The sequence below is a fragment of the Pseudomonas sp. PS01300 genome, from assembly GCF_029960155.1.
In the GTDB taxonomy this organism is placed as follows: domain Bacteria; phylum Pseudomonadota; class Gammaproteobacteria; order Pseudomonadales; family Pseudomonadaceae; genus Aquipseudomonas; species Aquipseudomonas palmensis.
The window spans coordinates 1-26387 of record NZ_JASCPN010000070.1; the positions used below are offsets into that span (position 1 = coordinate 1).

At 65.7% G+C, this 26387-nt stretch carries 18 protein-coding genes; 2 read left to right on the top strand and 16 right to left on the bottom strand.

Annotated features, from left to right (window positions below; all coding sequences use genetic code 11):
* Window positions 1-141 precede the first annotated feature (141 nt).
* From QMX96_RS23335 to tssA, 16 genes are all read right to left on the bottom strand, one after another.
* Window positions 142-1191: a serine/threonine-protein kinase gene (locus tag QMX96_RS23335; protein ID WP_282362557.1), complete on the bottom strand. Its 1050-nt coding sequence runs from the start codon at window positions 1189-1191 to the stop codon at window positions 142-144.
* Complete coding sequence (locus QMX96_RS23340) at window positions 1188-1916, bottom strand: PP2C family serine/threonine-protein phosphatase (RefSeq protein WP_058540723.1); 729 nt, start codon at window positions 1914-1916, stop codon at window positions 1188-1190. The genes QMX96_RS23335 and QMX96_RS23340 overlap by 4 nt, the downstream gene beginning before the upstream one ends.
* Window positions 1917-5474, bottom strand: a complete 3558-nt coding sequence (tssM, locus tag QMX96_RS23345; protein WP_282362558.1) for a type VI secretion system membrane subunit TssM — start codon at window positions 5472-5474, stop codon at window positions 1917-1919.
* 14 nt (window positions 5475-5488) lie between these two features.
* Complete coding sequence (gene icmH, locus QMX96_RS23350; RefSeq protein WP_058540725.1) at window positions 5489-6358, bottom strand: type IVB secretion system protein IcmH/DotU; 870 nt, start codon at window positions 6356-6358, stop codon at window positions 5489-5491.
* Between the two features lie 4 nt (window positions 6359-6362).
* Window positions 6363-7694: a type VI secretion system baseplate subunit TssK gene (tssK, locus tag QMX96_RS23355; protein ID WP_054916577.1), complete on the bottom strand. Its 1332-nt coding sequence runs from the start codon at window positions 7692-7694 to the stop codon at window positions 6363-6365.
* A 2-nt stretch (window positions 7695-7696) separates the two neighbouring features.
* Window positions 7697-8191 carry a type VI secretion system lipoprotein TssJ gene (gene tssJ, locus QMX96_RS23360; protein ID WP_043860551.1) on the bottom strand — a complete coding sequence of 165 codons (495 nt, stop codon included), beginning with the start codon at window positions 8189-8191 and terminating at the stop codon, window positions 7697-7699.
* Between the two features lie 5 nt (window positions 8192-8196).
* Entirely contained in the window at window positions 8197-9360 is a 1164-nt protein-coding gene (tagH, locus tag QMX96_RS23365; RefSeq protein WP_253087390.1) for a type VI secretion system-associated FHA domain protein TagH, read from the bottom strand.
* A gap of 17 nt (window positions 9361-9377) precedes the next feature.
* Window positions 9378-9518 carry a hypothetical protein gene (locus QMX96_RS23370; protein ID WP_058540727.1) on the bottom strand — a complete coding sequence of 47 codons (141 nt, stop codon included), beginning with the start codon at window positions 9516-9518 and terminating at the stop codon, window positions 9378-9380.
* 95 nt (window positions 9519-9613) lie between these two features.
* Window positions 9614-11131: a sigma 54-interacting transcriptional regulator gene (locus QMX96_RS23375; RefSeq protein ID WP_258661486.1), complete on the bottom strand. Its 1518-nt coding sequence runs from the start codon at window positions 11129-11131 to the stop codon at window positions 9614-9616.
* Window positions 11132-11141: 10 nt separating this feature from the next.
* Window positions 11142-13730, bottom strand: a complete 2589-nt coding sequence (gene tssH, locus QMX96_RS23380; protein WP_282362559.1) for a type VI secretion system ATPase TssH — start codon at window positions 13728-13730, stop codon at window positions 11142-11144.
* 6 nt (window positions 13731-13736) lie between these two features.
* Complete coding sequence (gene tssG / locus QMX96_RS23385) at window positions 13737-14744, bottom strand: type VI secretion system baseplate subunit TssG (RefSeq protein ID WP_043860556.1); 1008 nt, start codon at window positions 14742-14744, stop codon at window positions 13737-13739.
* Complete coding sequence (tssF, locus tag QMX96_RS23390; protein WP_054916573.1) at window positions 14708-16495, bottom strand: type VI secretion system baseplate subunit TssF; 1788 nt, start codon at window positions 16493-16495, stop codon at window positions 14708-14710. Before tssF ends, tssG begins: the two co-directional genes overlap by 37 nt.
* A 65-nt stretch (window positions 16496-16560) precedes the next feature.
* Complete coding sequence (gene tssE, locus QMX96_RS23395; RefSeq protein ID WP_043860558.1) at window positions 16561-16968, bottom strand: type VI secretion system baseplate subunit TssE; 408 nt, start codon at window positions 16966-16968, stop codon at window positions 16561-16563.
* A 14-nt stretch (window positions 16969-16982) separates the two neighbouring features.
* On the bottom strand, window positions 16983-18458 hold the full coding sequence (gene tssC, locus QMX96_RS23400) for a type VI secretion system contractile sheath large subunit (RefSeq protein WP_058540731.1): 1476 nt from the start codon (window positions 18456-18458) through the stop codon (window positions 16983-16985).
* 25 nt (window positions 18459-18483) lie between these two features.
* Window positions 18484-18993 carry a type VI secretion system contractile sheath small subunit gene (gene tssB, locus QMX96_RS23405; RefSeq protein WP_043860560.1) on the bottom strand — a complete coding sequence of 170 codons (510 nt, stop codon included), beginning with the start codon at window positions 18991-18993 and terminating at the stop codon, window positions 18484-18486.
* A gap of 32 nt (window positions 18994-19025) precedes the next feature.
* Window positions 19026-20588, bottom strand: coding sequence for a type VI secretion system protein TssA (gene tssA / locus QMX96_RS23410; RefSeq protein ID WP_236177437.1), 1563 nt, complete (start codon window positions 20586-20588; stop codon window positions 19026-19028).
* Window positions 20589-20952: 364 nt separating this feature from the next.
* Between tssA and QMX96_RS23415 the strand changes: the two genes are divergently transcribed.
* A complete protein-coding gene (locus tag QMX96_RS23415) occupies window positions 20953-24795 on the top strand; it encodes a bifunctional diguanylate cyclase/phosphodiesterase (RefSeq protein WP_258661476.1) in 3843 nt (1280 codons plus the stop codon).
* Between the two features lie 208 nt (window positions 24796-25003).
* Complete coding sequence (glyA, locus tag QMX96_RS23420; RefSeq protein ID WP_043860563.1) at window positions 25004-26257, top strand: serine hydroxymethyltransferase; 1254 nt, start codon at window positions 25004-25006, stop codon at window positions 26255-26257.
* The last annotated feature ends 130 nt before the right edge of the window (window positions 26258-26387 follow it).

A 26387-nucleotide genomic window follows, 5' to 3' on the forward strand; every position in this document is an offset into this window, starting at 1 on the left:
TTCTTGCGCAGTACTGTGCAAGAAGTTGCGCACTCGTCTGTAGGCCTTTATCCCAAAGGCCTAGGGAAATGTATGCACAGGGTTATCCACATTTGAGTGCGCAAGAAGTTGCGCAGTTGGTAAAAACGGCAGGGTAGGTTTTCAGCGCTTGAAAAGCGAAAAAACACGCCCCCAACAGCCCCCTTTCGACGCCAGCGCCTCCTGCAGTTGCCGCGCACTGATCGTGCGCTGGGCAGGGTCGAACGCCAGCGCAATTTTCAGCGCAGGCCAGCAGTGCGTGGGCAGGTTCGACGGGCGCGTCAGCGTGCGATCGAGCTGCTCGGCGCGGGCCTGAGTTGAAGGCAGGCGCCGATAGGGATGCTTGCCGCTGGCCAGCTCGTAGATCAGGCAGGCCACCGCATACATATCCGCCGCCGCACCCAGCGTGCCGTGTTCAAGTAGTTCCGGTGCTGCGTAGCCGGGCGTCCAGGCGTTGAAGCGCTCGCGGCTGAGGTGGGCCAGCCCCGAAAGCACACCGGCGTCGGCCTGGCCAAGACCAAAATCGAACAGGCGCACGCCATCTTCGCCGAGCATCACGTTGCTCGGCTTGAGGTCACCGTGAAACACGCCCCGGGCATGGCAGCAGGCCAGGGCTTCCAGCAGCGGCAACACGATCGCGTTCAACGCCTGCCCGTGCAGGCCCAGCGGTTGCTCGCACAGCAGTTTGTCCAGTGCCGGCCCGCGCAGCAGCTCCAGGGTGATGAAGGCGCGCTGGCTCGGCGGGTCGATCTCGAAGCTGTACAGGTTGACCACCTGCGGGTGCGCCACGTGCCGGGTCAGGGCAAACTCGCTGAACAGGAGCGCGTTGGCATCCGGCGAGGCGGCCAGCGCCTCGCTCACGAGCTTGATCGCCACACAGGGCTGCGGGTCACCGAACTGCTCGCGCAGCAGATCGCGGGCGCGATAGACCATGCCCATGCCGCCGGCACCGAGCAGGCGTTCGAGCCGATAGCGCCCGGCCAGCACCTGCGGCAGCGGCACCAGCGGCGGTGTCGGCGCCGGCTTTTTCTTGCCTGTGCGGCGCCCCTTGCGCTTGGCCGCAGCGGGCGCCGGGGTGGCCAACTGGCCGTTGACGAAGGCGAAATAGGTGAGGTTGGCGTCGCGGGATTCGGTGGCCAGCAAGGCACCGAGGTCGGGCTGGTGCCTGCTCATTGGCGAATCACCACTGCGGTCAGGTTGTCCCCCGCCGCGCCACGCAATGCCCCTTCGAACAGACGCTCCAGCGCGACCTGCGCCGACGCCAGGCTCAACGCCTTGCCCAGGGCATCGCTGCTCAGTTCCTGGTACAGGCCGTCGCTGCACAGCAGGAACGCATCGCCCGGGTATACCTGCAGCTCCAGCACCTCCAGGGTCAGCTGCTCGCTGGCGCCAAGGGCGCGGGTCAGGGCGCGAGCGCCCGGTTGCGCCCGCGCCTGCTCCGCGCTCATCTGGCGCTGGTCGATCAACTGCTGCTGCAACGAATGGTCGCGTGACAGCTGGTAAAGACGCTGCTGGCGCCACAGGTAGCAGCGGCTGTCGCCGGCCCAGATGCACGCGGCACGCTCGCCCTCGAGCAGCAGCGCCACCACCGTGCTGCCCATGATGCTGTCGTGGTGTGCATCCGTGACGGTCAGTTCCTGGCCAAGGCGCCGGTTGATCCAATGCAGGCACCCGCGCACCCCTTCCAGGCGCTCGTCAAAACTGCCATGGGCCGGCAACTCGGCCAGGCTGGCGACGATCAGCTGGCTGGCCAGGTCGCCACTGCGGTAGCCGCCCATGCCATCGGCCACCGCCCACAGCCCCTGCGCCGGGCACTCCAGAAACGCGTCCTCGTTGCGCATGCGCACCTTGCCAGCATCCGTGCGCGCCGCGCTGCGCCAGCGTGCTCCAACCTGCATCTAGAGCGACCCCGGCAGACGAAAGCCGCGTAACACGCCAACGTCGAAAGGGTTGGGCGCACGCTGGCTGCTGAGCAGGTAGTTGGCCCGCAGCCCGCCCACTTCGGCCTTGAGCACCAGCACGTCGCGGCCCTTGAGGTACTCGGTCTGCATCAGGTCGAACAGGCGGAACAGCGACCACGGCCCGGTGTTCTTCTCGATGCCGATCGGGCGCTCGACCATGCGTTCGAGCACCAGGCTTGCGCGACCGTCCTGGGCATCGGTCGGCCAGTTGAAGGTCATGGGCACCACCGGGCCGTGGCGATAGTCCAGCTGCCGATCGCCAAAGCGGAACTCGGCGCGGCTCACTGCCGAGTCCAGGGTGTAGGGCTCGAGCCTGAACTGCACCTGCGGCTGCGCCGGGTTCTCGGCGAAGAAGCTCTGGCGAATCGTCTGGGTCCTGGCCATCTGGTCCAGGTAGACCCGCGAGATCGGCAGGCTCTGGCCGTCGATGCTGCGCAGGCGGTAGCTGCCCGGGTCGCCGCTAATGAACGGGCGCAGGTAGGTGTCGAAGAAGCGCTCGGCGATGCCCTGGGCCTTGAAGAACTCGCGAAAGTCGTTGATCGCCACGTCACTGGTGCTGTGGGCATCGAACGGGTAGCGCTGCTGGATCGACTCACCGTAGAAGCCGTACATCTCGCTCTGGTAGCGCTCGTTGACGTACTGGTAGGCATCGTTGAGTACCAGCCGCCAGCTGTCTTCGGCCAGCAGGTTGAACCAGCCATTGAGCGGTCGCGGCAGACGCCCGGAGGCGTTGCGCAGGGCGCTGAGCGCATCGCGCTGGCCCCCCATGCGGGTCTTGGCCAGCTCGAAGGCCATCTGCTCCGGCTGGCTGGCGCGCGCGAGGCCGGCCATCTGCAGTTGCAGGTCGTTGAGCGCCTGCAGCGCCGGGGTGAGGTCGGCGGAGGGGCCATTGTTTTCGTCGAGCAGCCGATGCAGGGATTCGAAACGCCGCTGCAGGGACTTCTTCGCGGTGTCGGGCAGCGGCTTGGCCGCCACGGCGGGCTTGCTCGCCAGGGCGCCCTGGACCTTGCCGGCCACGGCGACCGCCGTGTTGGCCTTCTTGCCCAGCTTGACCCCCTGGGCCGGGTCGCTGGCCGGTGCCTCGGCGGGCTCATCGGTGCTGCCCGGCACGGGCTCGAAACGGGTGTTGTCGCGCACCTGCACCAGCAGTTGAAGTACCGGCGAGTTGGCCGAGGTGAGCCCGGCGAGCTGATCGGCGCCCTCGCCGGCATCGCCGAACGGTTGCAGGCAGACCTGGCCGACAGCCTCGCTCCAGTGGTTGGCGTAGTCGCGAAAGTACAGCTGTTCCAATCCTACCAGCAGGCGGCGCATGTCCATGTCGCTGATGCCGCTGCCCTCACCCAGGACCCAGTTGTCACGCAGCAGCTCGCTGACCAGGGTCGAGCCCTGTACCGAGAAATACTGCTCGTAGCCCTGCTGGGTGTAAAACCCCGGAATCACGTAGTCGGTGCCGAAAAACAGCCCGCCCTGGGGGCCCAGGTGCTGGCTGAGGCGGTAGTCGGGCAGGCTGCTGGCCTGCTCGCGCAGTACCCGGTACACCACGTTGACCAGCGATTCGCTGCGCAGCACCTTGCGTGCCTGGGCCACCAGTTGCGGGTCCAGCGGGTAGCTGAATGGCAGTTGCAGCAGGCGTTCGAAATGCCCGTTGAGCCCGTTTTGCACCGCCGTGTTGCCCGCGTAGCGGCGCGACCAGTCAGCGGCTACCCACTCCTGCAGCCAGGCGGCTTCGCGGCGGTCGGGCATGCTCAGCATCAGGTAGGCACGCAGGCTGTTGAGCAGGCGCTCACGGTCGCGCAGGTTGCCACGTATCTGCCCTTCGAGCTGTTTGGCCACCCGTGGCAGCAATTGGGTGTGCAGGTCCTGTTCGTAGGCACTGCGAAGCAACGGATTGCTCTGCTCGCCCTGGTACAGGCCCAGGCGCTCATGCAGTGACGCATCACCCGAAGGCGGGAATACCTGGGTCGCGGCATAGCTGCTGTCCAGCGGCTTGAGCGCGGCCATGGCATCGCTTTGCGGGGTCAGCGCTGCACGCTGCCCGGCCCACACCTGACCGAGCCCGCGCAGTTGCTCGAGGCGGTCGTGGTTGGCACTGAAACCGCCCGCCCACAGCAACCCGCAGCACACCAGTACGCCCAGCGCGCCGACATACAGTGCGCGCTGCCCCCAGTCGATGCGTCGCCGCTCGCGCTGGTCGAGGCCGGCCAGGTCGGCCTCGGGGAAGATGACCCGGCTGAGCAGGTGATGGATGAACCGCGAACGCCCGCTGCGCAAGGTGGGTAGCACCGTGCTGGGCAGGCCCAGGCTGGCCCCGATGCCGGCGGTGTCAGGGTCCAGCTGCTGGACAAGGTGCGGCGCACTGGTGAGGTAGAACCCGCGAAGCTGGCTGGCGCGCTGGTAGCGATTGCCGGTGAAGGCGATGTCGACGAACAGGCACAGCTGCTCGCCGATCTGCGCCAGCTGGTGCGGGAAGTCGAGGATGCGCGCGCGCCGCTGTGTATCGCGCTCGTGGTGCATGCGCATGATCACCTGGCTGTTGAGGCGCCGCAGCAGCGCCTCGAAGGCCTGGCGCAGCACGGCCACATCGGTGCCGTTCTGCGCCTTGGTGAAGGTGCTGCCCAGTACCTGGTCGCTTTCTTCACGGCTGAGCTGGTCGAAGAAATCGTCGAAGCCCTGCAACTGGTCGGCCTTGCTCAGCACCAGGTACACCGGCACCTGGACATGCAGGGTCTGCTGGATTTCCTGCAGTCGCGCATGGACCTGGCGCGCCAGGTTTTCCAGGCCCTTCTCGTCGCCACTGCGCAGCAGCTCGACCGGCACGCTGACCAGCACGCCGTTGAGCGGCCGGCTGCGGCTGCGTCGACGCAGCAGGTTGAGCAGGGTACGCCAGGCACTGGCGTCGACCTCGGCGGTTTCCTGGGTCAGGTAGCGTCCGGCGGTGTCGATCAACACCGCGTGGTCGGCAAAATACCAGTCGCAATGGCGCGTACCGCGGGTGTCGCGGGTGAGTTGGCGGTCCAGTTTGTTGAGCGGAAACTCCAGGCCGGAAAAGTCCAGCAGGCTGGTCTTGCCACTGCCCTGGGGGCCGATCAGCAAATACCAGGGCAGGTCGTTGCGCCAGCGCTCGCTGCGCCCGCCATACAGGCTCGAGCCCTTGAGCGTACGCAACGCCTCGCTGAAGCGGCTGCGCAGTTCCTTGTGGTCCTCATCGATGCGCGCTTCACGGCGCAGGCGTTCCTGGCCGTCCTCGCTCTCTTCGACAGCCTTTTTCTGCACCCCGGCGCGCCAGCTGGCGAACACCATGCCCAGCCCCCAGCACAGGAACAGCGCACTGATGGTCAGCAGGCGCGAGGTGGCCGAGGCCCAGAAGCGGTGGTCGTCGACTGCCAGCAGCGGCCCCACGAACCAAACCAGCAGTACCAGCGACAGCACCAGCAACAGCGTCCATACCCACGTCTTGCGCAAAAAATCGCCGACTTTCTTGAAGAAGTTTTTCATCACACGTCCCTGTTCTACTGCTGCGCCTGGACCGTTTCCGGGTCAAGCTGCTGAAAAGGTTGCAGCACGGCCTCGCGCTGCTCGCCCAACACCCAGGCGAACCCCGAATACATCACCACCAGGCAGATCAGCGCGAACAGCGTGACCATCCACCACGGCACCACCCGCACCAGGCTGCGACGCTGGTCGTTGAGCCCTTCCCACTGCGGCGAAAGTTCGCGCGGGGCATCCCCGCGCAGTTGCCGCACCTGGCGGAACAAGGCGTCGCGAATCCCTTCGAGTTCGAGCATGCCGCGTACCATCACGCGGTACTTGCCCTCGAACCCCAGCGACAGGCACAGGTACATGAGCTCCAGCATCGGCAGGTGCTTGACCGGGTTCTTCGACAGACGATCGAGCAGTTGGAAGAACTTCTCGCCACCGAAGGTCTCGTTGTGAAAGGTGCTGAGCAGGCTCATCTGCGCCCACTCGCTCTCGTTGCCCCAGGAGGTGGTGACCACGGCCTCGTCGAGCACCGAGCACAGCACGTAGCGCGCGGTCATCACCTGGCTGGGCTCGGCGCCGTTGTGCAGCGCATGGGCCTCGAACAGCTTGATGCCATGGGTGAGGGTCTGGTTGAGGGCGTCGAGGTCTTCGCGGCTGTCGCTGTGCTTGAGCCGCACCACGTGCGAGAGCAGGTCCGAGGCGGCTGCCACCAGGGTGTTGAGGCTGATGTTGATGGCCTCGGCCGGGCCCAGGCGAGCCGAGTAGATCATCCGGTCTTCCAGTTGCTCCAGGCGCGGCGTGGCCAACCCATCGGTCAGCGGAACCTGCCTGGGCGCCTGGCCCTGGCGGTCCACCAGCACGGTCTTGTCGTCCTGACGGTGTTCGATGTCCTTGTGCATGCGGTCAGTTCCTGATGGCCCAGAATTTCAGTTCGAGCTCGGCGAACTCGCCCGAGACGTGGAAGGCAAAACCACCGGAGCGCTCCAGCAGGGCCTGGTCTTCGGCGTTGAATTCGAGCAGGAAGTAGGTCTTGTTGGAATGGAACGGGATCTGCCGCGGCGCCACCGGCAACGGCACCACCTTGATGCCAGGCAGGTGCAGGTTGACCAGTTGCCGGATACGTTCCACCGGGCCGACCTTGAGGTGCGAGGGCAGGCGCGTGCGCAGGGTCTCGCTGTCGCAGTTGGCGCTGGCGGCCAGTACGAACGAGGCCGAGGCGAGCAGCGTCTGGTCGTGCACGGCGGCCACCAGGATGCCGTACTGGCGGGTTTGCAGGTCCAGTTCGATGGCGTGCTGTTCCAGCACCATCGACAGCACCTCGCGTATGCCGTCCATCAGCCGGCGAAAGCTCGCGCCCTGGTCGCTGTGCTGATAACGGCTGTCGGTACGCGGGCGCTTGGTGTCGCTGGCAAAGGTCGCCAGGTCCCCCAGCATGGTCAGCAGGGTGCGGTACAGCTCCTCGGGGTGCAGCTGGTCCAGGCCCAGGTAGTGACGCAGCAGCAGTTCGGTACGATTGATCAGTTGCAGCATCATGAAGTCGCCCACCTCCGCGCCGCCGACCTTGCCGTTGGAACGGATGCGCTCGGCAATGGTGTCGCCACGGTGGCCAAGCATGCTGATCACCTCCTTGAGGCACGACAGCAGGTAGCTTGAAGCGTGGGTGTGGATGAAGGTCGGCACGAACTCGGGGTCCAGGCTGATCACGCCGTCCGGGGTGGTGTCGAGCACGGCGCACAGCTTGAGCTTGACGTAGGCCTGATCGCCCTGCTGCTCGCCCAGCAGCAGGCGAAAGTCCGGCCGTGCACAGCTGATGTCGCTGTTGATGTCGTCACCGGCGTTGGAGTCGCTGACCGGGGTCTCGTAGGCGATGTAGCGCGCCAGCACATCGGACTGCTCCAGTCGCCGGGTCTCGATGTGGTTGCCGGTCACCAACGGCAGTGCCAGGTACACCGGCGTGTTGCCGGTGTTGGGCGGTATGTCCAGGGCCAGCGGCTCGATGTTGCTGCTGAGTTCGAACAGGCTGCCGTCGGGCAGCACGCCGCTGGCCTGGCTGACCACCAGCTTGCCCATGCTCAGGAACTGCTGGTCGATCTCCAGGCTGAGAAAACCCCAGTTGTAGCTGCCCAGCAGCTGGGTGCGGGTTTTCATCTGGTAGTCGTAGTAGCGATCGTTGTGCTGGAAGTGCTGCGGACGCAGCAGCATGCCTTCCTGCCAAATGACTTTGTGCACATGCATGATCAGTTTTCCGTCCGGGCCAGTGTGGCGTTGCTGTTGCGAATGCCAGCCTGGTCCAGCGTCAGGCTGGCGCTGTTGAGTGCCTGCGGGGTGATCTGGACCACGTAGCGCCACTGGGTCTGCTCCAGGTCGCGGTAGGCCGCCAGCACGCCGACGTAGCGGCTGCCAGGTTCCACGCTCAGGCGCAGCGTCACGTGCTCACCGGGGCGCAGCTCCAGCTCTTCGCTGACCACCAGGTCTGGCGCCAGGGATTCCTTGGCCCGCTCGTACAGGCTGAAGAAGTCGGCATGCTCGAAGGCCACCGGGTGCTTGAGTTCGAACAGGCGCACCACGATCGGCGAGGGCCGGCCATTGAGGTCCGGGTTGAGCTGGTCACCGGCGTCGAGGGTCAGTTGCAGCTTGGTCAGTTCCGAGTACGGCGATAGCGCGGAGCAACCGGCCAGCAACAGCGCCAGCGCCATCAGGCCGGTGGAGAGAAAGGTCTTGCAGCGCAGCATGGGGATCATCCTTGAGCGTCGGTGTGAAGGGTGCCGATCAGGCGAACCTGTTCGGCGTAGGCCTGGGCGAAGTCGCGCGCCAGCAGGCGCTCGCTCCATTCATCGTCCTGGCCAAGGGCCTGGTGGTAGCGCACGTAGGCGCGCCACTGGCTGCCGGCAGTCCGCAGCAGCGGTGCCCGGCCGCGCTCGAACTGCAGGCCCAGCTGGCGTGGCGAAAAGTGCTCAAGCACACCCTGCAGCGCAGCGCGACAGGCCGTCAGCATCGCCACCTGATGCGCCTGCAGGTCGCGGTAGGCCTGGGTCAGTGCCTGGCTCGCAGGGAGCTGGCCGGGCGCGGCCGGGTGCAGCAACAGGCCCAGCGCCTGGCCGGCATCGGCGCTCGACTTCAACGGGTTGTGGCTGGCGCGGTGGGAGGTGGTCAGGGCCAGGCGCAACTCGTTCTTCAGTTCGCTGCGGGTGCGCAGGCTTTGCTGCACGCCGCCGATGCTCTGCTTGAGCAGGCCGGCCGCCTTGATCGCCAGGGCTTCACGGGCGCCAGGGTCGAGCCCGCCCAGATCGACCCCGAGGGCGGTACCAAAGGCTGCCCAGAACCGTTCGTTACATGCAGGTGCCGGCGGCGCCTGTGGTTCATCGTCGGGTTCGGGCTGCGCCACCAGGTTGGGTACCAGCAGGCTTTCCATGTCTATGCGCGCGTAGTCGGGGCGCTGGCGGGCCACCGGTGCAACCGTGTCGAGTGTACTCAGTGCGTCGAGGGGCGAAGGCTCGACGTCCTGCTGGTCGAGGGCATGGAACGGGTCCAGCTCAAGAAAGGCGTCGTCAGGGATGATGCTGCCCGCGGCGCTGGGCAGGCCGACCTCGACATCGGCTGCGGTGCGGGTGACCAGGCGCGCGCGCACCTCGAAACCGCCCAGCAGGTACACGCTGTCCTGCTCGATTCGCTGCGCCTGCCCCTTGCGCAGCTGCGCACCGCTGCGTCCGTCGCGGGTGCCGTTGCTGCTGATGTCGGTGAGGAAGAACACGCCCTCCTGACAGGTGACCAGCGCATGTCGCTTGGAGACATGCCGCTGCGGGTCGCTGATGACCCAGTCGCACGCCTCGTCGCGCCCAATCACGCCGCCTGCACGGGTGAAGGTCTTGCTGCGTCCCTGCGTTTCAAGAACCAGTTCCATGTTGATGCTCCTTGCACTCACTTGCCGCGGTTGGCTGCCTGCGGATCGCCCAGCGGGCGATAGGTGTCGTCGTTGAATTTGTAATTGCCGCTACAGCCGCCCAGGCCGCTGAGCACGATCAGCGCCAGCAGCAAGGCGGGCCAGTGACGAACAGACATTTGCAGATCTCCATCGGTGGGCATTGCACGAAGCGCCGCCCGCCGGGGCAGCGCACGGTTGTAAGGGAAAATGCAGCATTGCTCGCCATGGCCGCTCAACCTTCGAACTCGCCAAGGTTGATGTTCAGCCGCCCCAGGCGGTACAGCAGGGTGCGCCGCGGCAGGCCCAGCTCGCGTGCGGCCAGGGTCTGGTTGCCGGCGTTCTTGCGCAGGCAGTCGAGCAGCCAGTGGCGCTCCACGTTTTCAAGGCGGTCACGCAGGTTCAGCCCGCTGTCCCCCGACGGTACTTCGCTGGCCGGGGCAACATGCTCAGGCAGCAGGCACTCGCCGTCGCACAGCAACACCGCGCGCTCCACCAGGCCCTTGAGTTCACGCACGTTGCCCGGCCAGGCGAGCCCGTCGAGGTAGGCCAGTGCCGCCGGCGACCACTGCAGGGGCTTGCGCCCCAGAAACTCGCAGGCCTTGGCAGAGAAATGCCGGGCCAGCACTGGCACATCGCCGCCGCGCTGACGCAGGGCCGGCAACTCGATGGGGAACTGCGCCAGGCGGTAGTACAGGTCTTCACGAAAGCGCCCTTCGCTGACCAGCACCGCCAGGTCGCGGTGGGTGGCGGCGATGATGCGCACATCGATGGTGTGGGTGTCGTTGGAACCCAGCGGGCGGATCTCGCCCTCCTGCAGCACGCGCAGCAGCTTGGCCTGCAGCGACAGCGGCATGTCGCCGATTTCGTCGAGCAGCAGGGTGCCGCCGTGGGCGGCATCGAACAGGCCAGGGCGGTCGCGCAGTGCGCCAGTGAAGGCGCCCCGGCGATACCCGAACAGTTCGCTCTCCAGCAGGTTTTCCGGCAGGGCCGCACAGTTCTGCACCACGAACGGCCGGGTACAGCGCGGGCCGTAGTCGTGAATCGCCCGGGCCACGACCTCCTTGCCGGTGCCGGTCTCGCCCAGCAGCAGGACGGTGTAGGGGCTATGCAGCACCTTGCTGATCAGCTGGTAGGCCTGGCGCATCGCGGCGCTGTTGCCGATCAGCCCGTAGTCGGTGGCGCCGGCGCGCGTGGCGGGCAGCGGCGCCGGCGGCGCCTCGGGCTGGTGCAGGCGTTGCAGCAACTCCATTTGCACCAGCACGAACGCCCCCAGCTGTCCCAGCGACTGGGCAAAGCCGCCCAGGTCGACGCTGGTACGGCTGGCACACAGCAGCAGGCCGGCGATGGCCTGCTGCGGGTTGAGCAGCGGTACGCACAGCAGCGACTGCCAGGGGCTGTGCAGCACCGGCAGGAAACTGGTGTCGAGCAGGCTGGCGGGCAGGTCGGCAAGGCTTACCGAACGGTTCTGGCACAGCGCGAACTGCAGCAGTTGCTCGCCGTTGTAATCCACCGGCACGCTGGCGGCAGCACGCGGCTGCAAGGCCCCGCCCAGCCATTCGGCGGCAAGGCTCAGCGAAGTGTGGGTGGCATCGAGCAGGTACAGCTGACTGAGCTCGCAACCGCTGAGCTCGGCCACCGCCTGCACGAAGCGCTCCTGCAGCGCGGGTTCCCGGCCCGTACGCGACAGGCTGGCGAAGTGCGTCAACAGGGCTTCGGCATAGCGCAAGGGCTGCGGCACGTGGGTGAACATCACCCCCACCTCAGGCAAACTCGCACCTCACGCCCGTATCGCCATCGAGCGTGGCATGCACCTGCTGCAACGACTCCCCGGCCGCCATCGCTGCCAGCAGCCGGTCAGCCACCTGCGGCATCAGGTGCAGGTCGAGCAGGTGGTCGATCAGCCGCGCGCCGCTGTCGCCCTGGGTGCAACGCTCGGCCAGGTGCTCGACCAGCGCCGGGGCATAGGTGAAACCCAGTTGCCGGCGCAGCAGCCGCTGGCCAAAGCGCTGCAGCTTGATCTCGACCAGCTCGCGCAGCACCGGGCCGCTCACCGGGTAGTACGGCACCACACGCATGCGCGCCAGCAAGGCCGGTTTGAAATGCCTGCTCAAGGCGGGCCGTATGGCCTGTTCCAGTTGCTCGGCAGAGGGCCGTTCGGCGCCTTGGCAAAGGCTTGCGATCTGCTCGCTGGCCAGGTTGGAGGTCATCAGGATCAGGGTGTTGCGAAAGTCGATTTCGCGCCCCTCGCCGTCGTTGGCCACGCCCTTGTCGAAGATCTGGTAGAACAGGTTCAGCACGTCCGGGTCGGCCTTCTCGACCTCATCCAGCAGCACTACGGAATAGGGCTTCTGGCGCACCGCCTCGGTGAGCATGCCGCCCTCGCCATAGCCGACGTAACCGGGCGGCGCGCCGATCAGCCGCGACACGGTGTGCTTCTCCTGGAACTCGGACATGTTGATGGTGGTGATGAAGCGCTCGCCGCCATACAGCAGGTCGGCCAGGGCCAGGGCCGTTTCGGTCTTGCCCACGCCACTGGGCCCCACCAGCAGGAACACCCCGACCGGCGCATCGGGCTTTGCCAGGCCGGCTGCGTTGGCCCGCATCGAACGGTCCAGTGCCTGCACGGCCTGCTCCTGACCACGGATGCGCGCACGCAGGTCTTCGGCAAAGCGCATGATCCTGGCGTTGTGCTCGCGGGCCAGTTGCTCCAGCGGCACGCCGGTCCAGGCACTGATCACTTCGGCCACCAGGCGCGGGCACACTTCGAAGCTGACCAGGCGCTCTTCGGCCTGCGCCGCTTCCAGCAGGCGGCGGGTGGTCTCCAGGCTGGCCTGCAGTACGGCCACGTCATCCCGTGCATTGCCCTGCTCGCGGGCTTCGGCCAACTGCCGGCGCAGGTCCAGCACCTGCTCGGCCAGCGCGCGCTGCTGTTCCCAGCGCGCCTGCACGGCCTGCTGGTCGGCCTGATCGCTGCGCAGTTGCGCCTGCAAAATGTGCAGCGCCTCTTGGTCGATGCCCACACCGGCTTCGGCGTCGCGCTGCTGCGCCTGCACCTGCCGCTCGCCCTCGGCCAGCGAGGCACGCAGGCGTTCCAGGCGTTGCGGCGCGGCGGCCAGGCTGATGCGCACCCGGGCACAGGCGGTGTCGAGTACATCGACCGCCTTGTCCGGCAACTGTCGCCCGGCCAGGTAGCGCGCCGACATGTGCGCCGCCGCCACCACCGCATCATCGCGCAGGTAGATACCGTGACTCTTCTCATACACCTGGGCCAGGCCGCGCAGGATGGTCACCGCCTCGTCCGCTGTCGGCTCGTGCAGTTGTACCGGCTGAAAGCGCCGGGCCAGGGCCGGGTCCTTCTCGAAGTACTTCTTGTACTCGCTCCAGGTGGTGGCGGCGATGGTGCGCAGCTCGCCCCGCGCCAGTGCAGGCTTGAGCAGGTTGGCCGCATCCGAACCGCCGGCGTTGCCGCCCGCACCGATCAGGGTGTGGGCTTCATCGATAAACAGGATGACCGGTCGGGGCGCGGCCTTGACCTCGTCGATCACGCCCTTGAGGCGTCGCTCGAACTCGCCCTTGACGCTGGCGCCGGCCTGCAGCAGGCCCATGTCCAGCGCCAGCAGCTCTACCCCGCGCAGTGCCGGCGGCACTTCGGCGGCGGCAATGCGCAGCGCCAGGCCCTCGACGATGGCGGTCTTGCCCACACCGGCCTCGCCCACCACGATGGGGTTGTTCTTGCGCCGCCGGGCAAGGATGTCGATCATCTGGCGCAGCGCTTGATCGCGGCACAGTACCGGGTCGAGTCGGCCGTCGCGGGCCTGCTGCGTGAGGTTGTGGGTAAAGCGCTGCAGCATCGACTCGCCCTGGCCGCCCGTGGCACCCTGCGCTGCAACCGGCCGGGACGCCAGGGCGAAGCCCTTGAGGCGCTCGATGTTCAGGCGGGCCAGCAGCGGCTGGTAATGGCTGCCGGCATAGCGCACGGGGTTGCGCAGCAGCGCCAGGATCAGCGCAGCCTGTTCGACCTGGCTGCTGCCCAGTTCGAGGTTGGCCACCAGCAGCGCATCCTGCAGCCACTGCACCAGTTCGGGGGCGAACACCGGGTTGCGCGAAGCGCTGTGTTCAAGCTGCACCTGCAAGGTGGCGCGCAGTTCGCCCGGCGCCACGTCGGCGTCGTGCAAGGCCCGTTCAAGAAGGCCTTCGGGGCGATCTAGCAATTCCAGCAGCAGGTCCTCGACCAGGATCCTGCTGCCGCCACGTGCCACGCAACGTTCGGCGCAGCGCTCCAGGTCACGACGGGTGTCGGCGTCCAGCGCCTGGATGAGTTGTTGCAGGTCTACGGTGATCATGTTCATCGGTCCTTAATGAATTTTGCTTCCCAGGGTCACCACGCCATCGGCGCGTTCGTGACCGAGCCAACTCGTCCATCCCAGACGGCAGGCGTTGTCCTGGCCGATACGCAGCTCGCGAATCTCTTCCTGGCGCAGCACAAGGCGGATGTCGTAGTCCAGCGGGTCGCGCAGGGTGAAACGCACCAGGGCACACAGCGGCTGATAGCCGAAGCCGATCGGCAGGAACTCGTGAAAGCGCTGCCAGTCGAGCTGGGTGATGTGGATGCGGAACTTGCCGTTGCGATCACGCACCCGCTCGCCCAGCACCACGTCCTCGCCCAGCAGGCTGTTGGCGCGCCCCAGGCGATTGCACTGCTCCTGCAGGATGACCACGCGACGTTCGATGCACTGCTCGATGACCAGCTGCGCATGCTTGAAGTAGTAGCGCAGCACCGCCTCGATCAATGCCGCCGAGTGGGCACGCAGGCTCAGCAGGCCCAGGTAGGGCAACAGGCGCTTCCAGTTCAGTTCGCGGGCCTCGCGAATGTGCTCGCCACCCAGCCCGATCAGGGCGAACAGCTGCGCCGAGAATGGGTCCATCGCCCCGCTCTGGAAGCGTGCGCGATAACGGTACTTGCGCCAGATGGGCAGCATCAGGCGCTGTAGCCGATGGTGGAACACGTCGAGAAACTGCCGGGTCGTGTTGCCGTCCTCGCCATCGCCCAGCGCCTGCTCCACGTAGAACGCCGGCAGCGGCGAGCTGGCGCCGCACAGGCCGATCAGGTTGAAACGCAGGCGTGCACGCATCTGCCCGCGGTCGTCGAAGAACTCGACGCGATCGACGTCGCTGCCCGGAAAGCCCAGGCTCGGATTGGCCTGGAACTCCAGCTGGTCGTACAGCTCCTCTTCGCTCAGGTGCGGATGGAACTCGCGCAGCCGGTCGATGACCAGCAGCACGGCCTGAAACAGCGAGTATTCGCGTATTGCGTGGCTCAGCCCGCTCAAAGCAGGGGCTGCAGGCCCATACGTGGTGTCCATTGGTACACCTCTCCCTGGGTACTTCTGACCCGCAACTCGTGGTACGAGTTGAGGCTGGCATAAAGGGCAAAGAACTCGTTGAGCACCGAGGCGAACACGAACAGGTCGCCTTCGCCGATGTAGCCTTGCGGGTCGATGGTCAGTTCGGTGCGCAGCCCGCGCAGGGGCAGGCCGCGGTGCAATCGGTCGACATGCTCGTGACGGATCGACTTGAGCCCGCCGAGCAGGCGCTTGCTGACCTTCTCGGCATGTTGGTCGTAGTAGCGCGGCAAGTCGTAGGTTTCCAGGATCACCTTGAGCGCATCGACGTTGGCCAGCGACAGGTAGTTGAGCGACATGTTGCTGATCAGCTTCCACAGGAAATCCCGGTTCAGGGGCGGTGCGTAGCTGGCCGTGACCGGGGTGATGTTGCGGAAGGTGAGGAACTCCGGGGTCTGCTCGGACGGCTGGTCGATATCACCCAGCTTGAGCCGGCGCGGCAGGTTCTGGTTGGTGCAGGTGAGCTCGATGGACAGCGTCTCGTGGGTGCGGGTATCGCGTATTCCGAAGCTCAGGTAGGTGTCCAGGCCGTCATGCAACAGCGAGGAGCGCTGGCGAATGCTGTAGTGCGGGCTGGTCTGCGGCACGTCGAAACTGGGGTCGTGCTCGAACGACTCGAACGGCACATAGGCCTGGTAGCCCACGCCGCCGGGCTTCCAGCCGGTCACGCTGTGCACCGAGAACACCCCGCAGTTCTCCAGGTCGTACTCGGCGGGCAGCAGCAGGTATTCGTCCTGCTTGCCATCCAGGCGAATCGGCAGGGCATCGTGCTGGAACAGGTTGGCGATAGGGGTGCAGTACAGCTTGACGTTGTCCAGCGTGGGGCGCATGCGCTGGATACCGCCCCTGCGGATGTCGAAACGTATCTCCAGCCCACGCATCTGCTTGAGGGTTTCCGTGCCCAGGGACTTGAGTGCCTCCAGGCCGTCGAGGTCGACGAACAGGAACTTGTCCTGGAAGGCGAAGTACTCCTGCAGGTAGCGGTAACCGCGAAAGGTGTTCAGCGGGTAGGGAATCAGCGCTTCTTCCTCGGCGAAGCCGACCGGCTGGATACGGTTGCCAGCCAGGCGCACTGTCACGTTCTCGCCACTGGCGCGCACCAGCGGCTTGCCATCGCCCCCCAGTGGCACCAGCTCGATGCCTTCCACGTTGCGCAGCAGGCACAGGTAGAGCATCTGGCTGATGTAGCGCTCGCCTGCCAGGTGCAGGCGCAGGCGGCTCAGTTCCAGCTCGCCGACATGCCCGTCGCAGCTCATCTCCAGGCGCAGGCTGAGCAGCGCCCCATCACCCTTTACCGAGTAATTGAGCGCGGTGAGGTCCAGGGCCATGACATCGGTGGGGTAGCAGGTACGAAAACGGCAGCGCACCTCATCGATCGGCTGGCTCTCGACCGGTGTATCGCGCGCCACCCGCAAGGGCGGGCCGGACTGGCCCAGCGGGTCGAACTGCAGGATGCTGAACGCCGGCAGCGGGCGCATGTAGTTGGGCCACAGCAGCTGCATCAGCGAATGGCTCAGCTCGGGCAGTTCGTCATCGAGCTTCTGGCGCAGGCGCCCGGTGAGGAAGGCAAAGCCCTCGAGCAGCCGCTCCACGTCCGGGTCGCGCCCGGCCTGCCCCAGAAACGGCGCCAGGGCCGGGCTGCGCTCGGCAAAGCGTCGCCCCAGCTGGCGCAACGCGGTGAGCTCGCTCTGGTAGTAATGATTGAAGGACATGCTCGGTTACCTGTTTTGCATGCTCAGGAACGTCCTGTTCGCGAGACGACAGCGCGGTGCGCGTCTCAGTTGACCTGCACCTGCCCGCCGCCCTCCAGGCGCGCGGAAAAACTGACCTGACGCTTGATCCCGTCCAGCTCAAGCAGGCCTTCGATGCTGAAAGCCAGCTTGAGCTGATCGTGATCACGCGGCAGCGACACCACGCGCACATTGGTCAGGCGCGGTTCGTAGGCTTCGATGAACTGCTCGATGGCCTGACGCGCCTGGCTCAGCGCGTCATGCAGGCTCAGGCGCATGTCATTGAGGTCTGCCAGCCCGTAATCGGGCAGCGTCTGCACGCTGCCCGCACGGGTACTGAGCATCTTGCCCAGGTGCACCGCCACCGAGGCCATGGCAGCCCTCTCGCGGCTCCAGCCGCGACGCTTGTCGGCTTCGCCGCCCAGACGCTCGAAAAGGCTGCCATATCCGCTCATGTACGCGCCCCCGCTTACTCTTTATCCAGCTTGCCGACCAGCGACAGGGTGAAGTCGGCGCCCATGTACTTGAAGTGCGGGCGCACGTTGAGGCTGACCCGGTACCAACCCGGCTCCCCTTCAACATCGCTGACGATGATCTGGGCCGCGCGCAGCGGACGACGCCCACGCACCTCGGCGCTCGGGTTCTCCTGGTCGGCCACGTACTGGCGGATCCACTTGTTGAGTTCCAGCTCCAGGTCGGTGCGCTCCTTCCACGAGCCCAGCTGCTCGCGCTGCAGTACCTTGAGGTAGTGGGCCAGGCGGTTGACGATCATCATGTACGGCAGCTGGGTACCGAGCTTGTAGTTCAGCTCGGCGGCCTTGCCCTCGGCGCTGATGCCGAAGAACTTGGGTTTCTGCACCGAACTGGCGGAGAAGAACGCGGCGTTGTCACTGCCCTTGCGCATGGTCAGGGAAATGAAGCCTTCCTCGGCCAGCTCGTACTCGCGGCGGTCCGACACCAGCACTTCGGTGGGGATCTTGGTCTCGATCTCGCCCATGCTTTCGAAGTGGTGCAGCGGCAGGTCTTCCACCGCGCCACCGCTCTGCGGGCCGATGATGTTCGGGCACCAGCGGAACTTGGCGAAGCTGTCGGTCAGCTTGGTGCCGAACGCATAGGCGGTGTTGCCCCACAGGTAGTGCTCGTGGCTGTTGGCCACGGTTTCCTTGTAGACGAACGACTTGACCGGGTTTTCCTCCGGGTCATAAGGGTTGCGCAGCAGGAAGCGCGGCACGGTGAGGCCGATGTAGCGCGCGTCCTCGGACTGGCGAAAGCTCTGCCACTTGGCAAACTGCGGGCCTTCGAAGTGGTCCTTGAGATCCTTGAGGTCCGGCAGGCCGGTGAAGCTTTCGAGGCCGAAGAACTTCGGACCGGCAGCGGCGATGAACGGCGCATGGGACATGCACGCAACGCTGGAGACGTACTGCATCAGCTTGACGTCGGGGGAGCTGGGCGACATGAAGTAGTTGGCGATGATCGCGCCCACCGGCTGGCCACCGAACTGGCCGTACTCTGCGGTATAGATGTGCTTGTAGAGACCGGCCTGCATGACTTCGGGCGAGTCCTCGAAGTCGTCCAGCAGGTCCTGCTTGGAGACGTTGAGAATTTCTATCTTGATGTTTTCGCGAAAGTTGGTGCGGTCGACCAGCAACTGCAGGCCACGCCAGGCCGACTCCAGCGACTGGAAGTCGGGGTGGTGGAGAATCGCGTCCATCTGGCGGCTGAGCTTGGCATCGATCTCGGCGATCATGCGGTCGACCATGGCCTTCTTGACCGGTTCGCCGTCGTTGTGCGGCTTGAGCAGCTCTTCGATGAAGGCCGACACGCCGCGCTTGGCAATGTCATAGGCTTCATCGTCGGGCGTCAGGCGGGTTTGCGCGATGATGTTGTCGAGAATGCTGTACTCGCCTTCGGTGCTGCTGGTTTGCTGTGCTGCGCTGGTGCTCATGGTGTTCTTCCTTGACGGGGGAGGCTCAAGCGTCGGTGGTCGGCGTGGCGCTCAGGCCCAGTTCGCCGAGTACGCGGGTGCGCGACTCATCGTCGGCGAGCACGCCTTCGATGGCCTTGCGAAAAGCCGGTGCGTTGCCCAGCGGGCCCTTGAGTGCCACCAGCGCATCGCGCAGTTCCATCAGCTTCTTGAGCTCTGGCACCTGCTCGACCAGGCTGGCCGGGTTGAAGTCCTTCATGGAGTTGACCCGCAGGCTGATGCCCAGCTCATCGCTGGCGCTTTCGTCGTCCTGCAGGCGGTTGGGCACGCTGAGGGTCAGGCTCAACTCCTGCTTGGCGAGCACTTCGTCAAACGTCATCTTGTCGATGCTGATGGGCTTGCGGTCCTCTACCTTGCGTTCGTCCGGACGCTGGGTGTAGTCACCGATCGCGAGCAGCTTCAAGGGCAGTTCGATTTCTTCCTGGGCACCGCCCGTGGCAGGTTTGAACGTGACGTTGATGCGTTCCTTGGGGGCTACCGAGCCTTCTTTGGCCATGGCTTTTCTCCTTGCGTTTGCGGCCCGGGGGCCTAGTCGAGTACCACTTCGAGGTCGAGGTGGCACAGCCTGCGATAAACCTCATCCTTGCGTTCGCGCACGGCGTGGTTCTGCGGCAGCAGCTCACAACAGCTGTGCAGCAGACGCAGTACTTCCAGTGCCAGGTCCGGCTCCCACTGATGCAGGCCGGCCTGTTGCAGTTCGTGATCGAGGGCTTCGAGCTGGGTCTTGGCCAGTTCGTACTTCTTGGCCAGAAAGCACAGCCGCGCCTGGCTGAGCTGCCAGAAAAAGCGCACGCGCCCGCCTTGAGCCGCCTGCATGCCCTGCTTGAGTATCTGCACGGCAGGCTTGAGGCCGTCCTTGCGCAGCACGGGCAGCACCGCCTCCAGGGCCAGCTCCCAGGGTGGCAGGCTGGTCGCGAGGTCGGTCTCGACCTTGCGCGGTGCGCTGGTGCTCTGCAGGTGCGGCATGACGCTGGCGTTGATCCAGCCCCGCGTCGCCGGGTCGGCAAACGGCGTGCCGTCATGAAAGCGCAGCTCCACCACCCCGGGCAGGCGCTGCAGCAGTTGCGCGAAGTGGAACTCCACCTCGCGCATGCCCTGCTCGGCGTTGAGCTCCAGCAGGCACTCCCAGACCATGCGCTGGCCGTCGAACCAGAACGGCGACTTGGCCAGGCTGGCCTCGAGCTCCATCAGCAGGTCGGCGTACTGGCCGTTGGCAAAGCGTTCCTGGTAGATCTTCAGGCGGTCGACCGGCAACCCGCGCAGCACGGTCACCTGTTCGGCATTGCGCTCGGGCACCGCGTCGATCTGCAACCACAGCAGCGTGCGGTTGAGGCGCAAGGCGCGCACGTCGGTGGCCTTCTGCTTGAGCCACCAGTTCGATAACGGTCGAGCGCCATCCTGCAGGGTGCGTAACACCTTGTGCGCGTCTTTTTCGCTGTCGACGGGGGCGCCGGGGGTGAGCAACTGGGTGGCGGCCTGCTTGACCTGGGCCACGACCGCGCCCACGGCCCCAGGTTCGGGCTGATTGTCGGCAGCACGTTGCACCATGCTCGACAGGCGTCGGCACAACGGCAGCAACAGCGGCGCCTCATCGCCCAGGTGCGTGGTCAGGGCTGCATCGAGCGCCTGCAGGCTGTCGACCAGGCGGCGGAACAGCGCCAGTTGCTCCTTGATCGCGACGTTTTCACCCAGTACCTGCTCCAGGCGCGGCACCAGCCAGCCGATGGCCGCGGCCCGTGTGCGCGGCTTGGCCGGGTGCACCTGCGCCCAGTGCTGCTCGCACAGGTGCTGCAACAGCCCCACGCCGGCCAGCAGGCCGGGGAAGGATTCGCGTTGATACAACGCCCACGTCAACCAGGCGGCAACCCGCAGGTCCTTGGACTGTGTGCGCAGCAGCGTCTCGCTGTTCTCGAGCACGCGGAGCCAGTCGATCTGGCCGCTCTCGTGAACGGACTGAGCCTTGTTCAGCTCGCCTTCCAGTGCTTCGTACTCACTGGAAAAACGCACGTCCTCGCCCGCAAAACAGTCTGTTGATACAGCCTGCCGGGCAACCTCGTGGTAACGAGCGTGCAACTTGCTTGAGTAGGACATCCTTGGCCTGTAGTTGGACTGCAGGCCCCGCGCCGACCGAAAAAGCCCAGGCGGCACGGGGCCTACCAAAACAGCGTCAAACACCCATCCGTGGGTTCGCTGCCTTAAGTGAGGGGGCACATCCTAGATAGGGAAATGGCACATTGCAATCAACACAGCGTGTGCAATTTGTATCAAAAAGCAGGAAACCATTCCGCTGACGAACAGGACTGGCACTTTGCCACACTTCAAGGCATGCTAGCCGCCCTTCGGGCGTGCAGCTTATAGTGCGCGCCTGGAACCGGGATGCGACAGGACTACCGCACACTGCGCCGCTTGTCGCTGCGTAGCGATCACCTGCCACAGCCTCACGCAGGAACAGCGTTTGACCAATCTGACTCAGCCTTCATCCCCGCGCAAAGCCACGAGTGCGTCCGGTTCGCCCTTGCGTGGCTCGCTCAAAGGCGCGTTGGCCATCCTGGTGCTGCTGTTGCTCGCGCTGCTGTTCTGGCAAGTGTTCGAGCAGTTCCGCCATACCCAGGCCGATCGCCGCCAGCAGAGCCTGGATGCAAGTGCCGAACTGGCCAGCCAGCTCAACCTGAGCCTGGCATTGAACGCGCAAAAAGCCCTCACCCTGCTGCAACCCTACCCTGCCGCACCGGCCGTCACCGACCTGCCGCCGCTGCTCGAACACCTGCACGCACGCCTGCCCGCCCTGCGCAGCCTGGTGTGGGTGGACGCCCAGGGCGCGTTGCTGCGCGACAGCGCGGGCATCAGTGCCGACCGCAAGGCGCTCCAGGAGCTGCTGCACCTGGGCCAGGAGCGCCCGTACTACTTCAGCAACAGCGACGACAACAGCCTGGTCTACCTGCTGCTGCAGCACCCCGACAGCGACACCCGTGGCTATTGGCTGCTGCGCCTGGCCCCGGAGTACTACCAGCAACTGAGCCAACCCCTGGAGCACGCCGCGCCACCGCTGTGGCTGCTGGAAAACAGCCGCACGGCCCAGGTCATCGATCGCCACGCGCCGCCGCTCGATGCGCGCGACGCCAGCATCGAGCCGCCGCAAAGCGTGCTGCTGGCGTACCTGGACAACAGCGACTGGCAACTGCGCGGCCTGTTCGATGCCGCCCACAGCCGCCTGCAACTGCTGCCGGCCTTGATCGGCAAGTGCGTGCTGGGCCTGGTGTGCGCGCTGATCCCGCTGCTGGCGCTGATCAGCATGCGCCGCCGCCACCGCGCCCTGCAGGAAGGTCGGCGACGCTATCAGGACATCTTCGAAGGCACGGGCGTGGCCTTGTGCGTACTCGACCTGTCGGGGCTGACCGAACTGCTGGAGCGCCTGCGCCTGCGCAGCACAGCCGAGCTGGCCCAGCGCCTGGCCCAGGATGTATCGCTGCGCCACAGCCTGCTGGGCGAGCTGAAGGTTACCGAAGTCAATCAGGTGGCCCTGCAACTGCTGGGCGCCGGCTGCTGCGAGAGCGCCTGGCAGCGCCTGATCGAAGGCCACTCGCCGGGCGCCGACGGGGTGGGCATGCAGTTGGTCGAGGCAGTGGTGCAGGACCTGCGCCTGCTGGAGCTGGAAGTGCGGCTCAGCGACCCCCAGGGCCAGGACCAGCACCTGTGGCTGATGGTGCGCTTCCCCCAGGCACGGCGTGACTACCAGGCCGTGATCCTGAGCATCAGCGATATCACCAGCCGCAAGCGCGTGGAGCTGTCGCTGCTGGAGCGCGAAAGCTTCTGGTCGGACGTGGTGCGCACCGTGCCCGACCAGCTGTACGTGCAGGATGTGCACAGCCTGCGCATGATCTTCAGCAACCGCCACCTGGGCCAGACCCTGGGCTATTCGCGCAGCGAGCTGGCGCAGATGGGCGAGTACTTCTGGGAGGTGCTGCTGCACCCGCAGGACGCCGAGCTGTTTCGCCAGATGCGCCAGCAGCAGCGCCAGAGCGGCTATGTGGAGCAGTTGCATTGCCAACTGCGTTTTCTTCACCACGACCAGAGCTGGCGACGCTACGACATTCGCGAACAGGCCCTGACCCGCGACCCTGACGGCACGGTGCTGCGCATCATCGGGGTGGGCAAGGACGTCACCGACCAGATCGAGGCGAGCGAGTCGCTGCGCGACAGCGAGCAGCGCTACCGCATGCTCGCCGAGAGCATCAGCGACGTGATCTTCTCCACCGACCCGCAGTTGCAGCTCAACTACGTCAGCCCTTCGGTGCAGACGGTACTGGGCTACGACGTGCCGTGGATCTTCGCCAACGGCTGGCAGTCGACCATTGCCAACCCGGCGCAGCTGACCGGCGTGTTCACCCTGTTCGAACGGGTCAAGCGGGCCCTCGAGGAACCCGCCGCGCTGGAACGCCTGCGCACCGAGGTGACCACCCAGCTGTTCCTGTTCGACTGTCTGCGCGCCGACGGCCGCAAGATCCCGATCGAGCTGCGCGTGGTACTGGTGTGGGACGAGCACAACCATTTCGAGGGCATTCTGGGCGTCGGCCGCGACATCAGCCAGCAACGCCGCGCCGAGAAAGACCTGCGCATGGCCGCCACGGTGTTCGAGCATTCCACCTCGGCGATCCTGATCACCGACCCGGCCGGCTACATCGTGCAGGCCAACGAAGCCTTCAGCCGGGTCAGCGGCTACGCGGTGAGCGACGTGCTCGACCAGTTGCCGAGCCTGCTCACCGTCGACGAACAGCAGGAAGCCCACCTCAACTACGTGCTCAAGCAACTGCACCAGCGCGGCACCTGGGAGGGCGAGGTCTGGCTCAAGCGCCGCAGCGGCGAGCACTACCCGGCGTGGGTCGGCATCACCGCGGTACTCGACGACGAGGGTGACCTGGCCAGCTACGTGTGCTTCTTCACCGACATCAGCGAGCGCAAGGCCAGCGAACAGCGCATTCACCGCCTGGCCTACTACGACGCCCTGACCCACCTGCCCAACCGCACGCTGTTCCAGGACCGCCTGCACACCGCGCTGCAGCAGGCCGAGCGGCAGAAGGCCTGGGTGGTGCTGATGTTCCTGGACCTGGACCGTTTCAAGCCGATCAACGACTCCCTGGGGCATGCCGCAGGCGATCGCATGCTCAAGGACATGGCCGAACGCCTGCTCGACTGCGTACACGACGACGACACCGTGGCACGCATGGGCGGCGATGAATTCACCTTGCTGCTGCAACCCAAGGCCACCCGCGAAATCGCGCTCAACCGCGCGATCCACGTGGCCGAGCAGATCCTGGGCAGCCTGGTGCGACCGTTCGTGCTGGAGAACCGCGAGTTCTTCGTCACTGCCAGCATCGGCATCGCCCTCAGCCCGCAGGACGGCAGCGAGCTGAGCCAGCTGATGAAGAACGCCGACACCGCGATGTACCACGCCAAGGAGCGCGGCAAGAACAACTTCCAGTTCTACCAGGCCGACATGAACGCCAGTGCGCTGGAGCGCCTGGAGCTGGAAAGCGACCTGCGTCATGCGCTGGAGCAGAACGAATTCATCCTCTACTACCAGCCGCAGTTCAGCGGCGACGGCAAGCGCCTGACCGGTGCCGAGGCCCTGCTGCGCTGGCGCCACCCGCGCCGCGGGCTGGTGCCGCCGGGCGACTTCATCCCGGTGATCGAGGAGCTGGGGCTGGTGGTGGACGTGGGCGACTGGGTCATCAGCGAAGCCTGCCGCCAGCTCAAGGCCTGGCACCAGGCCAAGGTGCGAGTGCCCAAGGTGTCGGTGAACATTTCGGCGCGCCAGTTCTCCGATGGCCAACTGGGCACGCGCATCGCCACCATCCTGGCCGATACCGGGCTGCCGCCGGCGTGCCTGGAGCTGGAACTGACCGAAAGCATCCTGATGCGCGAGGTCAACGAGGCGATGGTGATCCTCGACAGCCTGAAGAATCTGGGGCTGAGCATTGCGGTGGACGACTTCGGCACCGGCTACTCGTCGCTCAACTACCTCAAGCAGTTCCCCATCGACGTGCTCAAGATCGACCGCACCTTCGTCGACGGTCTGCCCGAGGGCGAGCAGGATGCGCAGATCGCCCGCGCCATCATCGCCATGGCCCACAGCCTGAACCTGGCGGTGATCGCCGAGGGTGTGGAGACCCATGAGCAACTGGAGTTTCTGCGCGAGCACGGTTGCGACGAGGTGCAGGGCTACCTGTTCGGGCGGCCGATGCCGGCCAACCAGTTCGAGGCGCAGTTCAGCAACGAAACGTTGTTCATGTTCGAATGACGCATCGCGGGTCAAGCCCGCTCCCACAGGATGTTCTCGGCCCCCGAGAGCGGATACCAGACCTGTGGGAGCGGGCTTGACCCGCGATAAGTTCACACCGAGCCTGAATGAGCCCCGCTTGTCTGCGACATGATGCCCTTTCATATGCCAGACAAAAGCCGATGAGGTAGAATGCCCGCCTATTTCAGCACGATCCTTGAGGACCGCCATGTTCAGCCGTGATTTGACCATTGCCAAGTACGACGCCGATCTCTTTGCCGCCATGGAGCAAGAAGCTCAGCGCCAGGAAGAGCACATTGAGCTGATCGCTTCGGAAAACTACACCAGCCCTGCGGTGATGGAAGCTCAAGGCTCGGTACTGACCAACAAGTACGCCGAAGGCTACCCGGGCAAGCGCTACTACGGTGGCTGCGAATACGTCGACGTGGTCGAGCAACTGGCCATCGACCGCGCCAAGCAGCTGTTCGGCGCCGACTACGCCAACGTGCAGCCGCACGCCGGCTCCCAGGCCAACGCTGCCGTCTACCTGGCCCTGCTGTCGGCCGGTGACACCATCCTGGGCATGAGCCTGGCCCACGGCGGCCACCTGACCCACGGCGCGGCCGTGTCGTCCTCGGGCAAGCTGTACAACGCCATCCAGTACGGCATCGACGCCAACGGCCTGATCGACTACGACGAAGTCGAGCGCCTGGCGGTCGAGCACAAGCCGAAAATGATCGTGGCCGGTTTCTCGGCCTACTCGCAGGTGCTGGACTTCCCGCGCTTCCGCGAAATCGCCGACAAGGTCGGTGCCTACCTGTTCGTCGACATGGCCCACGTGGCTGGCCTGGTCGCCGCTGGCGTGTACCCGAACCCGGTACCGTTCGCCGACGTGGTCACCACCACCACCCACAAGACCCTGCGCGGTCCACGTGGCGGCCTGATCCTGGCCCGTGCCAACGCCGACATCGAGAAGAAGCTGAACTCCGCCGTATTCCCGGGCGCCCAGGGCGGCCCGCTGGAGCACGTGATCGCGGCCAAGGCGATCTGCTTCAAGGAAGCGCTGCAGCCTGAGTTCAAGGCCTACCAGCAGCAAGTGGTGAAGAACGCCCAGGCCATGGCCGGCGTGTTCATCGAGCGCGGCTTCGACGTGGTGTCGGGCGGTACTGAAAACCACCTGTTCCTGCTGTCGCTGATCAAGCAGGAAATCTCCGGCAAGGACGCAGACGCTGCCCTGGGCAAAGCCTTCATCACCGTCAACAAGAACTCCGTGCCAAACGACCCACGCTCCCCGTTCGTCACTTCCGGCCTGCGCTTCGGCACCCCGGCCGTGACCACTCGCGGCTTCAAGGAAGCCGAGTGCAAGGAACTGGCGGGCTGGATCTGCGACATCCTGGACGACCTGAACAACGAAGCGGTGATCGACGCCGTTCGCGAGAAGGTCAAGGCCATCTGCGCCAAGCTGCCGGTGTACGGCAACTGATCGCAGGTACCTGATGTGAAAAAGCCCGGCTCCCAGCCGGGCTTTTTTGTGGCATCGCGGGTCAAGCCCGCTCCCACAGGATTTCATAGCCCTCCAGATGGGTAGTAAACCTGTGGGAGCGGGCTTGACC

Excerpts from the sequence above, each read along its gene's own strand:
- QMX96_RS23335 (WP_282362557.1), bottom strand. The coding sequence starts at position 1,191 with ATGAGCAGGCACCAGCCCGACCTCGGTGCCTTGCTGGCCACCGAATCC.
- QMX96_RS23340 (WP_058540723.1), bottom strand. The coding sequence starts at position 1,916 with ATGCAGGTTGGAGCACGCTGGCGCAGCGCGGCGCGCACGGATGCTGGC.
- tssM (WP_282362558.1), bottom strand. The coding sequence starts at position 5,474 with ATGAAAAACTTCTTCAAGAAAGTCGGCGATTTTTTGCGCAAGACGTGG.
- icmH (WP_058540725.1), bottom strand. The coding sequence starts at position 6,358 with ATGCACAAGGACATCGAACACCGTCAGGACGACAAGACCGTGCTGGTG.
- tssK (WP_054916577.1), bottom strand. The coding sequence starts at position 7,694 with ATGCATGTGCACAAAGTCATTTGGCAGGAAGGCATGCTGCTGCGTCCG.
- tssJ (WP_043860551.1), bottom strand. The coding sequence starts at position 8,191 with ATGCTGCGCTGCAAGACCTTTCTCTCCACCGGCCTGATGGCGCTGGCG.
- tagH (WP_253087390.1), bottom strand. The coding sequence starts at position 9,360 with ATGGAACTGGTTCTTGAAACGCAGGGACGCAGCAAGACCTTCACCCGT.
- QMX96_RS23370 (WP_058540727.1), bottom strand. The coding sequence starts at position 9,518 with ATGTCTGTTCGTCACTGGCCCGCCTTGCTGCTGGCGCTGATCGTGCTC.
- QMX96_RS23375 (WP_258661486.1), bottom strand. The coding sequence starts at position 11,131 with ATGTTCACCCACGTGCCGCAGCCCTTGCGCTATGCCGAAGCCCTGTTG.
- tssH (WP_282362559.1), bottom strand. The coding sequence starts at position 13,730 with ATGAACATGATCACCGTAGACCTGCAACAACTCATCCAGGCGCTGGAC.
- tssG (WP_043860556.1), bottom strand. The coding sequence starts at position 14,744 with ATGGACACCACGTATGGGCCTGCAGCCCCTGCTTTGAGCGGGCTGAGC.
- tssF (WP_054916573.1), bottom strand. The coding sequence starts at position 16,495 with ATGTCCTTCAATCATTACTACCAGAGCGAGCTCACCGCGTTGCGCCAG.
- tssE (WP_043860558.1), bottom strand. The coding sequence starts at position 16,968 with ATGAGCGGATATGGCAGCCTTTTCGAGCGTCTGGGCGGCGAAGCCGAC.
- tssC (WP_058540731.1), bottom strand. The coding sequence starts at position 18,458 with ATGAGCACCAGCGCAGCACAGCAAACCAGCAGCACCGAAGGCGAGTAC.
- tssB (WP_043860560.1), bottom strand. The coding sequence starts at position 18,993 with ATGGCCAAAGAAGGCTCGGTAGCCCCCAAGGAACGCATCAACGTCACG.
- tssA (WP_236177437.1), bottom strand. The coding sequence starts at position 20,588 with ATGTCCTACTCAAGCAAGTTGCACGCTCGTTACCACGAGGTTGCCCGG.
- glyA (WP_043860563.1), top strand. The coding sequence starts at position 25,004 with ATGTTCAGCCGTGATTTGACCATTGCCAAGTACGACGCCGATCTCTTT.